11 protein-coding genes are annotated in these 14,594 nt (G+C 59.3%); 5 read left to right on the forward strand and 6 right to left on the reverse strand.

The features are described from left to right. Nucleotides 1–6: 6 nt before the first annotated feature. The 4 genes from oxyR to AB5Y90_RS11100 form a co-directional block, all read right to left on the reverse strand. The gene (oxyR, locus tag AB5Y90_RS11085; RefSeq protein WP_257687017.1) at nt 7–906 is read right to left on the reverse strand and encodes a DNA-binding transcriptional regulator OxyR; all 900 of its coding nucleotides are present in this window, start codon (nt 904–906) and stop codon (nt 7–9) included. Nucleotides 907–1,062: 156 nt separating this feature from the next. Beyond that, nucleotides 1,063–2,703: a methyl-accepting chemotaxis protein gene (locus AB5Y90_RS11090; protein ID WP_257687018.1), complete on the reverse strand. Its 1,641-nt coding sequence runs from the start codon at nt 2,701–2,703 to the stop codon at nt 1,063–1,065. Between the two features lie 172 nt (nt 2,704–2,875). Further along, on the reverse strand, nt 2,876–3,520 hold the full coding sequence (locus AB5Y90_RS11095) for a DsbA family protein (RefSeq protein ID WP_257687019.1): 645 nt from the start codon (nt 3,518–3,520) through the stop codon (nt 2,876–2,878). Between the two features lie 75 nt (nt 3,521–3,595). Further along, complete coding sequence (locus AB5Y90_RS11100; protein WP_201905012.1) at nt 3,596–4,456, reverse strand: Vmh family MBL fold metallo-hydrolase; 861 nt, start codon at nt 4,454–4,456, stop codon at nt 3,596–3,598. Nucleotides 4,457–4,582: 126 nt separating this feature from the next. On the opposite strand from AB5Y90_RS11100, the gene AB5Y90_RS11105 reads away from it, so the two are divergent. After that, nucleotides 4,583–5,482: a LysR family transcriptional regulator gene (locus AB5Y90_RS11105; protein ID WP_201904869.1), complete on the forward strand. Its 900-nt coding sequence runs from the start codon at nt 4,583–4,585 to the stop codon at nt 5,480–5,482. Between the two features lie 66 nt (nt 5,483–5,548). Here AB5Y90_RS11105 and AB5Y90_RS11110 read toward each other — a convergent pair whose 3' ends face one another. Beyond that, nucleotides 5,549–6,328, reverse strand: coding sequence for a BPSS1780 family membrane protein (locus tag AB5Y90_RS11110; protein WP_201904871.1), 780 nt, complete (start codon nt 6,326–6,328; stop codon nt 5,549–5,551). 302 nt (nt 6,329–6,630) lie between these two features. Between AB5Y90_RS11110 and AB5Y90_RS11115 the strand changes: the two genes are divergently transcribed. After that, nucleotides 6,631–7,452 (forward strand): peptidoglycan DD-metalloendopeptidase family protein, encoded by an 822-nt coding sequence (locus AB5Y90_RS11115; protein WP_307896355.1) that lies wholly within the window; start codon nt 6,631–6,633, stop codon nt 7,450–7,452. An 88-nt stretch (nt 7,453–7,540) separates the two neighbouring features. Here AB5Y90_RS11115 and AB5Y90_RS11120 read toward each other — a convergent pair whose 3' ends face one another. Then, nucleotides 7,541–8,878 (reverse strand): MATE family efflux transporter, encoded by a 1,338-nt coding sequence (locus AB5Y90_RS11120; RefSeq protein WP_159164764.1) that lies wholly within the window; start codon nt 8,876–8,878, stop codon nt 7,541–7,543. 155 nt (nt 8,879–9,033) lie between these two features. On the opposite strand from AB5Y90_RS11120, the gene mscM reads away from it, so the two are divergent. From mscM to AB5Y90_RS11135, 3 genes are all read left to right on the forward strand, one after another. Next, complete coding sequence (gene mscM / locus AB5Y90_RS11125; protein WP_257687020.1) at nt 9,034–12,315, forward strand: miniconductance mechanosensitive channel MscM; 3,282 nt, start codon at nt 9,034–9,036, stop codon at nt 12,313–12,315. A 24-nt stretch (nt 12,316–12,339) separates the two neighbouring features. Then, nucleotides 12,340–13,023, forward strand: a complete 684-nt coding sequence (locus AB5Y90_RS11130) for a glycerophosphodiester phosphodiesterase family protein (RefSeq protein ID WP_151286589.1) — start codon at nt 12,340–12,342, stop codon at nt 13,021–13,023. 153 nt (nt 13,024–13,176) lie between these two features. Beyond that, nucleotides 13,177–14,594, forward strand: a 1,418-nt coding sequence (locus AB5Y90_RS11135; RefSeq protein ID WP_368166881.1) for a methyl-accepting chemotaxis protein, incomplete at its 3' end; no start/stop codon positions are given.

A 14,594-nucleotide genomic window follows, 5' to 3' on the forward strand; every position in this document is an offset into this window, starting at 1 on the left:
GTTTTTTTATTGGGCCAACTGCTTGCTCATCAGCGTGGAGATCGAGGCGGCCAGCTCGTTGAAACAGGGGCGACGTACCGAGTAGTGGCGATAGAGCAGCGAGATGGTACGACCCGGCACAGGGTCAACCACAGGACGATAGCTCACCCCTCCCTCATCATGATCGGCGGGTACGGCCAGCTTTGGCACCAGGGTCATGCCGCTACCGGCGGCCACCATGTTGCGCAGCGTCTCGAGACTAGTCCCCTTGAAGCGTTGATCCTCACCTATCCCGCCAGCGAAACAGAAGCCCATCGCCTGATCCCGCAAACAGTGGCCATCGGCCAGCATCAGCAATTTCTTGCCCTTGAGATTGCCGAGTGGCACTTGTCTGGCCTGTGCTTCGGGGTGATGGCAAGGCACCGCCAACCACATCGGCTCATGATAGAGCTGGATTGAACCAAACCCCTCCATCCCAGGCATCTCGGCCAGAATGACGCAATCCAGCTCCCCCTCTTCCAGCCGTTTGAGCAGGGTTTGGGTCTGCTCCTCATAGAGATAGAACTCCAGCTGGGGAAAACGCTCACGCAGGGTCTGGATAATGCGGGGCAACAGGTAGGGGCCCACGGTCGGAATAAAACCGATATGGATCTCCCCGGACATCGGCTCGGAGAAGTGCTGACCGATGCTCTTGAGCTCGCGCACCTCCTTGAGCACCCGACGCGCCTGATGGGCCATGGCATCGCCAGCCGGAGTAAACAGCACCTTGCGCGAGGTACGTTCGATCAGAATGACCCCGAGTTCATCTTCCAGCTTGCGCAGCTGGCCGCTCAGGGTGGGTTGACTGACAAAGCAGCGTTCAGCGGCTTTGCGAAAATGTTTTTCCTCATCCAGCGCCACCAGATATTCGAGATCGCGAAGATTCATACAGCAAGAGTCCTGCCTGGAAAATGGGCCATCAGCATGCACAATATCGTCCGGCGGGACAAGTCATCCACTTGCAGTGAGCCTCTCTGGCTGCCCCTCCAAAACAGAAAAGCCCGATCACCTCGCGGTAATCGGGCTGTTTGACTCGACAAGGGATTACACCCTGAAACGGCGCACCATATCCTGCAGTTGGGTAGCCAGGTGGTTCAACTCGTTGCATGCCTGAGCCATCTGGGTGGCACCGGCGGCCACCTCTTCGGAAGCGTGGCTGATATTGACCACGTTACGGTTGAGCTCCTCGCTCACCGCGCCCTGCTCTTCGGTGGCCGTTGCTATCTGGATGTTCATGTGGGAGATGCTGCTGACCGAGCCACTGATCTGGGAGATAGACTCGCCCGCTTCCCGCGCGGTAGCTACCGTGGTGTTCATCAGCTCCTGACTCTGTTGCATGGTACTGCCCGCCTGTTCGGCACGCTGCTGCAACTCGGCAATGATGGTATTGATCTGGGAGGTGGAGTCCTGGGTTCGTTTGGCCAGAGTACGCACCTCATCGGCCACCACCGCAAACCCCCGCCCCTGCTCACCGGCCCGGGCCGCTTCAATCGCCGCGTTCAATGCCAGCAGGTTGGTTTGTTCGGCAATGCCGCGGATCACCTCCAGCACCATGCCGATATTGCGGCTATCATCGCCCAGTTGGCGGATCACCACTGCAGTGCTCTCGATGGCCCCCGCCACCCGCTCGATGCGCAAAATAGAGTCATTAACAGTCTTGGCCCCAATCTCTGCTGTTTCGCTGGCCGAGGTGGCGGCACTGGCGGCATCGCTGGTGTTGCGAGAAACCTCCTGAACCGTAGCCTGCATCTCGTTCATCGCGGTTGCCAGCTGATTAAGTTCATGCTGCTGGGCACTCATGTTGGCCGCTGACTGCCTTGCTACCGAGCTCATCTCTTCGGTGGCCGAACTCAGTTGCACCACTGAGCCCGAGACTTCACTGACCAGGGTACGCAAATTGGTCTGCATCTCGCCAAACCCTTTGGCAAGAGTCCCCAGTTCATCATTGTTGAACTGTTGCATATCGATGCGGGAGGTAAGATCACCGGAGGAGACACGGCGGGTCTGCTCCAGCAGGGCCATCACCGGATTGCGGATCTGGGCGGTCAACAGCCAGGCAATCACCACCACAAAACCCAGCGTCACCAGGCTGACAATAATGCTCATGGTTCTGACATTGCTATACATGGCCGCAATGTCTTTCACCATCTCATCGGCAATCTCGTTATTGCTCTCCCGCAAACGATAAGACTTGGCACCAACCTCTTCCAATGCGGCACGAGTCTCGTTTTTGCGCAGACTTCTGACTTTATCCAGATCGCCAGCAGCAAAGGCATTTAACAGCTGGTCATGTACCGAAAAATACTTGGCCCCCGCCGCAACCACCTGCTCATAAACCTGCTTCTCTTCACCAGTAGTGAAAGGTAAAGCACCATATTTTTGGGCTGCTTGCTCAAATTCCTGCTTGGCCTTATTGAAGGTCAGGGTGCGATCGCTTACCTCTTGCTCATCCTTGTTCAGGCCACCGATGACCTGGGCCAACTCTGAACGACGCGCATCCAGCACGGCAACATGCATCTGGCTCGCCAGACGAGTAGAAGGCAGCAAATTACCTGTGATGGTTTCGGTATCACCATAGAGCTTTGCCAGCTGGCTGATTGAAAACCAGGCCAAGCCCAGTACCAACAAGGCTAGGATGGCAAATCCGGCACTCAGTTTCTGGCCGATGGACATGTTTTTGAACATATAAGGGCTTCCTTGAAATGAGTCTTCACTCCCGCAACATCCACCGGGAATGGTCATATAGAGCATAGTCTGCAAGCAGAAAGTCGAAGGCTTTCATGTCGCTTCTGCATACAGGAATATCGGCCCATTCACTCCACTTCTAAAGAGACCTTGTCCGTTCACATTCTAATAACTATTCCATCAACTCAAGAAGATGCTGACGCAACCCGGCAGGATCGCCCAAAAAGTCAGCCACTCGCACAGCACTCACCTTACCGTTGTGCATCAACCCAAAGGTGGGATAACCCTGACCGCCCAGCCGTTTCATCCAGCCCTGGCTATCTGCCAGATGTTGCAGCAAGGGGGCCTGCAGATAAGCTTGCTGAAATGCCTCGGCTGCAATCCCCTGCTCTGCCGCTAGCGTGGCAAGAAACGCAGGCTCACCAATCCAGATCCCGTCCCGATAGTGGGATTGCTGGATCCGGTGCAACATGACCAGCCCATCGCCCCCCAACGCCGTGACGGCCAAAACCGCACGGATCGGCGGCTCGGAGTCCAGCAGACACCCTTCCCGCAGCAGCAGTTCGTTAAAGTAGCGTTCGCCAAAATGCTGGCCGGTCAGCGCTTCGATCCGCTGATCATGGGGTCGCACATAATCACGCAATGCCTCGCCCATCGGCTGACGGCGACTACCCAGCCATAGACCGCCCGCATGCAGCTCGATCTTGAGTCCGGCAATAGTTGCTGCCGCCTGCAACAGGGGGGCGGCACCGTAGCACCAGCCACAGAGCGGGTCATAGACATAATGGAGGGTGGTTTGTTGTTCGCTCATCTTCATTCTCACTTCGATCTCGGATAAAAAACCGGGCCCTTAGGCCCGGTAAAAAAACACAGGGAAAGCAGGCTCAGTGGCTTACCACTTCATCTCGCCGGTATTGACCTTGGCACCGATGGCCAGACCATCGTCAACCGGCAGTGCCGGATAGGCCTTCTTCAGAGCCTCAATCAGCTCACCGGAGTTTTTCGCCTTGGCCAGCTCCTGTTCGAAACGCTCTACATAGTCACGGGTAAAGCTCACAGCAGCAGTGCCTTTGGGAGCAGTGCCCAGGAAGTGGCCCGGTACCACACGCTCGGGTTTCAGGGCCAGCAGGTTGTCCAGCGCCTTGACCCAGTTGCTGCGAGCCGCTTTGGTCTGACTGTCCGCCATCCAGACATGCACCCCGTGGTAAACCGGCACACCACCAAAAGCAGTCTTGATGGAAGGGGCCCAGAAGTAGGCATTCGGGGTATTCATCTCTTTGATTTCAATCTTCTCACCATCCAGCGTCAGGTGGCTGGCGGTCATCACTTGCGGCACGGTGAGGCTCTTCGGTGCACCCTTCCCGAGGATCGGGCTCCAGTAGCTCAGCTTGGCATCCTTGGTCTGGTTGATATGGTCAACCACATGCTGATCGGCCAGCACTTTGACATCCGGGAACGCCGCCATGACCGGCTCCAGACCGAAGTAGAAGTCGGGGTCACCGGCACTGATATAGACAGTGGTCAGCTTCTTGCCACTCTTCTTGATCATGTCGACCAGCGCCTGACCATTCTGCACATCGAACTGGGCATCGATCAGGATGGCCTCTTTGTCACCGGTCACCAGTGAGGAGGAGACCGGGAAGATCGCCTTCTCGCCAGGGTTGTAGACGGTCACGCTCAGGGGGGCGGCCAGTACGGCGCCACTCAACAAGGTAGTCGCCAGAGTCAGGTTGCGGATCAGGGTGTTGTTCATCATCTATTCCTCATTAAGTATTCGGGGGTTCATTTGATGGACACAGTGTATTGGATTACTTAAGGTGCAAATACAGCATAAAAAGCGCATCACTGTTGCACATATCGAACATATAGAGAGCCATACATGGATCGACTGACCGCCTTGCGGGTCTTTGTCAGCGTAGTCGAACAAGGGAGCCTGAGCGGCGCCGGAGAGAAACTGGATATGTCGCGCGCCATGGTGTCGCGCTATCTCGCCGAGCTGGAGAGCTGGATGGGCGCCCGCCTGCTGCACCGCACCACCCGTCGTCTGAGCCTGACCGGGCCAGGAGAGGAGGCGCTGAACCGGGCCCGCGCCATGCTGGCGCTCGGCGAAGAGATGGAGCAGATCGCCGTGAAGGGAGATGACGCCCCCAAGGGACAACTGCGGATCACCAGCAGCTACTCCCTGTCAGAAGCGCTGCTGGTCGGGGCTGCCAACGACTATCTGGCGCAATACCCGGGGACGGCCATCGACATTCTGCTGCTCGACAGAACCGTCAATCTGGTAGAGGAGCGGATCGATCTGGCGGTGCGCATCACCAACGACCTCGACCCCAATCTGGTGGCGCGTCGTATCGGCACCTGCCACTCGGTAGTCTGCGCCAGCCCGGCCTATCTGGCCCGTCATCCGATGCCACACAAGGTGCAGGATTTGGCGCTGCACAACTGCCTCACCTACACCTACTTCGGCAAGAGCCTGTGGGAGTTCAATGGACCGGACGGCCCCGAGTCAGTGCCGGTTAGCGGTAACCTGAGCGCCAATATCTCCAACCTGCTGCTGGAAGCAACGCTGGAAGGCGCAGGGATCAGCCTGCAACCCCGCTACTCGGCCCAGCCCTATCTGGAACGAGGAGAACTGGTGCCCCTGCTGACCGACTGGCAGCCCAAGCGCCTCGGGGTCTACGGGGTGTATGCCACCCGCAAACAGATGTCGCCACTGCTGCGCAGCTTCCTCGATTTTCTGCTGGCCCGCATGGCGGCGGATCCCATCTGGCAGGAATGAACACTCCTCACATCCGACCATGAAGAAGGGGCCGCTGCGGGCCCCTTCTTCACTCTGATCCCTTGATCAGGCTTCAAATCCGAATGGTTCTGAGTGCGGCGCTTCCGGCTGCGCACTCTCGTCCAGGAAAATATCCCGATAAGCCACATAGATGGAGTAGTTGAGCGCCGGGATCACCACCAGCAGACCTACCAGCAACAACACAGCGCCAAACAGCAACAACATGGCTGAGAGCAGCCCCCACCAGAAGAAGGGAAAAAAATTGCGCCAGCAGCCGAAGAAACTCAGCCGTACCGCCTGGATGATGCCGATATCGTGGTGGTAGATCAGCGCCGGAGCAAAGGTGACCCCCATCAGCACGGGAATGATGAGCAGCATCCCCACCAGCAATACCAGCAGCAGTTGTTGCAACTGGCTGGCAGAGACCACCATGCTCTCGGGATCCTGCGTCAGCAGCGGGAGCAGCCCCCACATGGAGAGCAGACCGAGACAGACGAGGCCCACCAGGCTAAACAGCAGCAACACCAGCAGACCGCCTAGCATCAGCGGGGTCAACTTGTGGCGAAAACCGGCGAAGAGATCGGCAAACTGCAGCGGCTCACCCCGATAACCCCGAGCGGCGACCGCCACCCAACCCGCGCCCCACACCATGTAGAGCAGCTGGGAGATAAGGCCCCCTGCCGGCAGTTGCTCCAGCAGCATGCCCACCATAAACCAGACCAGCACCATGGCTACGCTGATCCCCATCCCCTTGTTGAAGATATCGAACCCGCTGCGAACCCAGAGCCAGCCACGACCTGTCGTGTATCGGGCCGGTGTGGTGCGCAAAGGGGGTAATCCGTTCATATCGTCTCCTCGGAGTGTCGGTGGCATCAGTGCCGGAAGCCGATTCTAGAGCTAGGGCGGGGGCGACTCAATGGCGAAGCGGCCCGACCACGACATAAAACCTGACGCAGCGATACACAAAAGGGGCGTCAGCCACGCCCCGCCTCTGGCTGCACCGACTATAACGAGGCACAATCTGTCCCCTCCTCCAACCGCACCTGTCGTGGCCAACGTGTCGTGATCACCCTTTAGTGATCGACGAATGCCGGACAGGGGGTTGTCATCCCGCCATCCCGGGCGCTTTAACATCGAGTGATATCGTCATGAGAGTTGTTTGTTGTCTGTTGTTGTTACTGGCCAGCCAGTCAGCCCTGGCCGAGGGTTTTATCAGTCGCCTGCTCAACCATACGGTGCCGGGTGGCGTTGCGGTGATCCCTCTTGGCGCGTCACCCACTGCCCCCACGGCCCGCTATCACGACAAACCCGTGCTGGTAGTGCGCGAAGACAACCAGTGGATCGCCATCGTCGGCATCTCTCTGAAAAGCACGCCCGGCGCCCAGCAACTGACCACAGGTGATGGCCGTACTCTCGACTTCACCGTCACCCCCAAGCACTACCGCGAACAGCACATCAAGCTCAAGAACAGCCGTCAGGTCAATCCGCTCGCCGAGGATATGACCCGTATCAACCGCGAGCTGGCGGAGCAGACCCGGGCTTACCAGACCTTCAGCCCCAACCAGCCGAGCAACCTGATGTTCGACAAGCCGGTCAACGGCCCCCTCTCCAGCCCGTTTGGCCTGCGTCGCTTCTTCAATGGCGAGGAGCGCAACCCCCACTCCGGCCTCGACTTCGCCGTGGGCGCCGGCACCCCGATCAAGTCCCCTGCCGCCGGCAAGGTGATCCTGATCGGCAACTACTTCTTCAATGGCAATACCGTCTTTGTCGACCACGGTCAGGGGCTCATCAGCATGTTCTGCCACATGTCGAAGATCGATGTGAAGCTCGGCCAGAGCCTGCCGCGTGGCGGCATCGTCGGGCGAGTCGGTTCGACCGGCCGCGCCACCGGCCCCCATATGCACTGGAACGTCAGCCTCAACGACACCCGGGTCGATCCCGCCATCTTTATCGGCGCCTTCAAGCCCTGAATCGGCAGAGCCCGTTAACAAAACATCCTCTAACAAAACAGGCAGCCCATGGCTGCCTGTCTGCTATCTGCACGTCGAACCTGATTACCTATCCGGCCAGCGCGTGGGCGCCGGACTCCCGACGCATCGCCCGCCACATCACCAACACCAGCAATGAGCTGCACGTTGGCAATGCCAGCCAGACCCCGGGCACGCCCCACAGGGTCGAGAATCCCCACAAGAAACCGCCGATCAACACCAGCTTGCCACCGGTGAGCAGGGAGGCGATGCGGGCCCGATTGATGGCCTGGAAGTAGGTGGCCCCCACCAGCAGCAAGCCCTCCATCGGCAGCCCCCAGAAGTAGAGCCAGATCCCGAGGCTCGCCACCGGCAGCAGGGTAGCGTTGTCCCCTGCAAACAGATAGACCGCCGCCTCCGGCCACAGATAAAGTGGGATCATGGCGCACAGGGCGATCCCCAGCGTCACTCCGAGTGCCAGATTGCGGATCCGCAGCACCCGCCGCCAGTGACCGGCGCCCGCGTTAAAGCTGGCTATGGGCTGGATCCCCATGGCGATCCCCTCAAACACCAGATAGAAGAAGGCCTCGGTGTAACTGATCACCCCGTAGGCGGCCACATGCAGCGAAGTGCCGACCGCCAGCAACGCCTTGTTGTGCAGTGCCAGCACCACTGAGAGATAGAGGTACATCAGAAAACTGGAGACCCCGAGGCGCACCGTCTCGCCCATCAGCCGCAGATCAGGGCGCAAGGTGTCCCAACTTATCCGCAGCTGGCTGCGCGGTGTGAAGAAGTGCCACAGGCAGGCGAGGCCCGTCACTGCCTGGGAAAGCATAGTGGCCGTCGCCACCCCGGCCAGTCCGAACGGAAACACCACCATCAGCAGATAGTCGAGCAGCACGTTGAGCAGCCCCCCGACTACCATGATGAGGGTGACAAATCCGGGGCGGCCATCGTTGCGCAGCAGCGAGCTGAACGCCATCGACAGCACTGCAAAGACGCCAAGCCAGGCGTAGGCCTGCAGGTAGGAGAGCCCGGCGGTGAAGATCTCCCCCTCCGCCCCCATCCAGGCCAGCATGGGCTCGCCATAACGGATCCCGATAAAACTGAGCAGTGCCGAGGCAAGCAACACCATCACCAGCGCATTGCCGACGATATGGCGGGCTTTGGCCGGGTTGCCCTGCCCCAGATAGAAGGAGACCAGCGACGAGGCCCCCATGCCGATCAGCGCCCCCACCGCATAGAGCACGGCGCAGATGGGATAAGCCAGCATCAAACCGGCCATGCCATCCTGACCCAGCACATGGCCAACGAAGATGCCATCGATGGTGACATAGATGCCGGTGATCAGCATGGCCGCCACGGTCGGGGTTACGTAACGCCAGAAAAGGCGAGATAGCGGGGCTGTGCCCAGATCAACAGCTGACATATTCGACTCGGTGGAGAGAAAGCGGCCGGGATCATAGCGAAACGGCAGCACGACTTCCTGTTATTTGTGTTATGAATCATTAATATAGACTGCTTTACCCGCCTCCCTGCCCTGTTTTAGGCTAGGGCCACCTCTTCTGAACGGAAACGAGCCTCATGTTGCAACGCCTGCTCACCCTCTTGCTGTTCTCCCTTCTCTTGTTGCCGCCAACCGTGCGCGCCGACGATGCCATTGCCCAGGCCGAATCCCTGTTGCAGAGCGTGCCCAAGAGCGATACCCCGGAAAACCAGAAGCTGCGGGAGAGCTACCAGCAGGCGCTGCAATTTGCCAGAGAGGCCGAGCGCTACCGGGAGCAGAGCAAAGCCTATCAGCAGATCCTTATCGATTACCCCAAGGAGTCGGCACGCCTCAAGGAGAGCCTGCACAACTATCAGCCCGCCGCTCGCCCGCCGCTGGCGAGCCTCAAGGAGGAGGCGCTGCGCCAGGCCATAGGCCTGAGCAGCAACCGCCAGCTCAACCTGCGCAAGGAGCGGCAGGGGGTGATGGACAGCCTCAACCAGCTGGAGAGCACCGGGCAGGAGTATCACCTGCGGGTGGACGATCTGCGCAAACAGCTGCAACTGACCCGCAGCCAGCTGGAGCGACTGAGCTTCAGCAGCGAATCGGATCGCCAGCAGGAGGCACAGCTGCTGCTGACCAGAATGAAGGAGCAGAGCCTCTCCGACCGGATCCAGATGTTGGAGCTGGAGCAGCTCTCGGCCCAGCAGCGCAACGATCTCGGCAAGCTGAAGCTGCAGGAGCTCAATCTGGCCATCGCCGACGAGGATGAGTGGCAAGCCAGCCTGCTGACCCAGCAGAACCAGCTGCGGCGGGAGAAGACCGAGCAGGCGCTGGAGGAGAGCGAACGGCTGCGCAAGCAGCTCACCACCGACATGCCGCTGCTGCTGGAGCAGCAACAGCAGAATCAGGCGCTCTCCATCCAGCTCGGCACACTGGAAGATCAGATTGAGCGGGTGCAGGACGAGCAGCGCAGCGTCGACAAGAATCTGTTTGAACTGAATGAGCTGGTCAACTCGGTACGCGAACAGCTGGAGTGGCTGCAGATCAGTAATGCCTACGGCGAGAACCTGCGCAGCAAACTATCCGATCTTCCTCCCCAGTTTCCCCTCGACAAGCTGGAGTCCGCCATCGTCAGCGCCCGCATGGCCAAGTACCAGTACGAGAGCGAGCAGGATGGGCTCAAGGATACCCGCCAGCTACGCGACAAGCTGATGGCCGAAGAGGAGGTGACGCTGGATCGGCCGCAGCAAGCGGTGCTCGACAACCTGCTCAAGGCCCGGCGCCAGCTGCTGACCCGTCTCAACGACGCGTCCGATACCCTTATTCAGGAGCAGACCCGCCTCAAACTGCTCTACAGCCGCCAAAACAGCAAGATCGACGAGATCCGCGAAATAAGCGCCAGCCACCTGTTCTGGATGCCGGATGTGCGCCCCTTTACCCCGCAGGTCATGCTCGGCATTCCCGCCGCGCTGACCCTAGCCTTCAACCCGGACAACTGGTTGCAACTGCCCTACGCCATCGCCGAAAACAGCCCGCTGAGCCTCACGCTAGCCGGTATTGGGCTGCTGGTGCTGGCCTGGAGCTGGTTCAAAATGGCCCGTCACCTGAGCCTCTATTGCGACCATATTGCGCCGCGGATCGGCAAGGTGACCCAGGACAAATTCTGCCTCACCAGCCGCTTGCTGCTGCGCTCCCTGCTTGCCGCCCTCCCCTTGCCCGCCATGGTGCTGATGGTGCGCGGCCTGCTCGAAGGGGCCTGGCAATACCCGTTTGCGGTGGCGGTGGCGCGCGGTCTTGGCGAGATCTGGTTCCTGCTGCTGGCGCTGGTGATGGCCCGCCATCTGACGCTGGAGCGGGGGATTTTGATCCACCACTTCCGCTGGCCTAGGGAACAGGTGCAAAAGGTGTGGGGGCAGTTTCGCACCCTGCTGCTGGTGCTGATCCCGAGTTTCTTTGTGCAGGGGATGGCCAACAGCTATCAGGAGCACGCCTTCTACGACTCCCTCGGCCGGATGGCCTTCATGATCGGTGCACTCTGGCTACTGCTCTTCTTTGCCCGCCTCAACCGGGAGCGGCTGCCACTCACCTGGGGCCAGACCGACATGACCAAGCCCCATCTGCTGCACCACTTCATCTGGAATAGCCTGATGCTGGCGCCGCTGCTGGCGGTAATTGGCGCCCTGTTTGGCTACTTCTATACCTCGCGCACCCTGCTGCGCCAGCTGGAGCTTAGCCTGCTGATGGGGCTGGGTTGCCTGCTGGTCTACTATCTGGCCAGACGCTGGATGCTGATCCAGCGCCGCCGCCTTGCCTTCGAGCGCGCCAAGAGCAAGCGGGCCGAGATCTTGGCCCAGCGCGGCAGGGAAGAGGGGCATGACGAGCTCAGCTCCGAGACCCCGGACGTGGTGGAAGAGACTGAGCTGGATCTCGATACCATCAGCGCACAGTCGCTGGGGCTGGTGCGCACCCTGCTGATGCTGGGCTTCACCATGCTGGTGGTGGTGCAATGGTCGGATCTCAACTCCGCCTTCAGTTTCCTCAGCAATATCGAGGTGTGGCAGGTGAGCAGCAAGATTGGCGGCATCGAGCAGCTCTCGGCCATCACCTTGCAGGATCTGATGCTGACCGCCTTCGTCTTCATTCTGACCGTGGTGACAGCCCGCAACCTGCCGGGGCTGATGGAGCTGACCCTGCTGCAGCACCTCAGCCTCTCCCCGGGTACCGGCTTTGCCCTCACGACCACCAGCAAGTATCTGGTGATCCTGATCGGCGCCCTCACCGGCTTCTCCATGCTCGGCATCGACTGGTCGAAGACCCAGTGGCTGGTCGCCGCCCTCTCGGTGGGGCTGGGTTTCGGTCTGCAGGAGATCTTCGCCAACTTTGTCTCCGGCCTCATCATCCTGTTTGAGAAGCCGATCCGGCTCGGTGACACCGTCACCATCCGCGATCTCACCGGCACCGTCACCAAGATCAAGACCCGGGCAACCACCATAGTGGATTGGGATCGCAAGGAGATCATCGTGCCCAACAAGGCCTTCATCACCGAACAGTTCATCAACTGGTCGCTCTCCGATGCCATCACCCGGGTCAAACTGCGGATCCGGATCGGCCTGACCCGGGATCCGAAACTGGTGCAACGCATTCTGGAAGAGTCCATCCAGGCATCGACCCTGGTATTGGAGACGCCGACGCCAGAGGTGTTCCTGATCGAATTCACCGACTCGGCACTGATCTACGAGATCCGCCTCTACGTCAACAACATGGATCACCGGATGCCCATCACTCACGAGGTTCACTCGCTGGTGCTGGAGAAGATGCAGCAGCAGGGACTTACCCTGCCCCATCAACAGATCGACATTCACCTGAGCCGCGGCTGATCCGCGAGGTACAAGGAGCAGAACATGCAGATTATTGCCCACCGTGGCGCCAGCGGTCTGGCACCGGAAAACACCCTCAAGGCGATGGCCAAAGCGCTGGAGCTGGGAGCATCAGCCATCGAGATCGACGTGCAGGCAGCCGATTGCGAGTTGTGGGTCTTCCATGACAGGCGGCTGGATCGCTGCACCAATGGCAAGGGGGTGCTGACCGAGCAATCCCGCTCCTATCTGGAGCAGCTCGATGCCGGTGAAGGAGAGGTGATCCCGACCCTGTGGCAGGTGATGGAGATCATCGCCGGACGCTGCGAGCTGCATATCGAGCTCAAGGGCGCCCATACCGCTGATGTGGTGGCAGCCCTGACCCGACGGGCAGAGGCCGAGCTGGGCTTTACTCCCGGGCAATGGGTGGTTTCTTCCTTCCATCACCCGGAGCTGGCCCGATTTGCCGCCTTGCGGCCCGATATCCGGCTCGGTGCCCTGACCGCCAACCTGCCGCTCAACCTGGCGCAGTTTGCCGACGAACTGGGAGCCTGGTCCATCAATTGCGATGTTGATTTTATCGATGCCGCGCTGGTCGATGATGCCCATCGCCGGGGGCTCAAAGTTCTGGTTTATACCGTTGATTATCCAGAAGATTATGAAACGCTCTCTAGCATGGGGGTCGATGGAATCTTCACCAATCGACCAGATCGTTTTCTGACGCAGTGAGGGGGCGATACGCGCATGGATATCCACTGATTTAGGCACTAACTTTAAATAGCTGACCGGGATACAAAGAGTTCAACTTCAGCCGATAAACAGAGGCTTATAACAATAACTAGATTCCACACACTTCAGACTGACGCTCACAAGGATGTAACTATGAACTTATCCATTAAAAACAAGCTTGTTCTGGCTATCGGGGTCATCATTCTGGTGATCACCGGCCTGCAGGTCTGGTACAACACCTCGCAACTGCGCAGCGAGACCCAGCGACTGGTCTGGAACATCATCGACGAAAGCTCCATGGCCAACGTCAAGGGGATCTCCCGCTGGGTCGACGCCCGGATCAGCATGGTCAGCACCACCAAGGAAGCATTCGCCAAAGAAGATGAGCCCATCAGTCATCTGGCCCAGTCCATGAATGCCGGTGGCTTCGACCTGGTCTATGCCGGTACCGCTGACGGCAAAATGATCCAGAGCAAACCGACCGACTTGCCCGCCGGTTATGACCCCCGTCAACGCCCCTGGTACAAAGACGCAATGGCTGCTGGCAAGATGACCATCACCTCCCCTTATGCCGACATCTCCACAGGCCAGCTGATTGTCACCATTGCCGAGCCGTTCCAGCGTGGCAACACCCAGGGGGTTATCGCCGGAGATGTCTCTATCAGCGCCCTTATCTCGGACATTCTGACGGTCACTACCGAGGGGACTTACGCCATTCTGGTCGACAGCAACGGCACCATCATCGCCCACCCCGATGCCTCCCTGAGTCTGAAACCCGCCACAACGCTAGCCCCCGAGTTGACCGCGTCTTACATCAATCAGATCGCTCATGACGGTACGATCAACGAGCTGGTGATCAGCGGTAAGAAAGAGGTCTTTGACTTTAACGCGATCCCCAACACCAATTGGTATTACGGCATGATGGTGGATGACGAAACCGCTTACCAGTCGGTACGCCGCATGGTCACCTCCTCACTTATTCAGGGACTTATCACCATATTGATCGTGGCTGGCTTCTCCTATGTCGCCATCAACGGCTCGCTGGCCCCTCTGAAAACCCTGGGCGAAGCGATTGCCGATCTCTCCCGTGGCAACGGCGATCTCACTCGCCGCATCAAGATTGAACGTGAGGATGAAGTAGGCGCGGTTGCCAAACACGTCAACACCTTCATCGAGCGGATCCATGTGATGGTGCAGGATATCTCCAACTCCTCCGGCCAGCTCAACCAGCAGGCCAAGTCCTCCCACAGCATGGCGGAGAAGGCCAATCAGGGGCTGGCACGCCAGCAAAACGAGATCTCCCAGATCGCCACTGCGGTACACGAGATGTCAGCCACCGCAGTCGAGGTCGCCAGCAACGCCGAGCAGACCGCCGAAGCGGCCCGCAGCTCCTCCAGCAGTTGCGAGCATGGCAAGCAGGTGATCGCCCGCAACCAGCGCTCCATCACCGATCTGGCCACCCAGGTGGAACAGGCCTCCAACATCATTCAGGAACTGGAGAAAAACGCTCAGGAGATCAACACCATCCTCTCCACCATTCAGGGCATCGCCGAGCAGACCAACCTGCTGGC

The sequence above is a fragment of the Aeromonas sp. R4-1 genome (genome assembly GCF_040908325.1).
GTDB lineage: Bacteria > Pseudomonadota > Gammaproteobacteria > Enterobacterales > Aeromonadaceae > Aeromonas > Aeromonas veronii.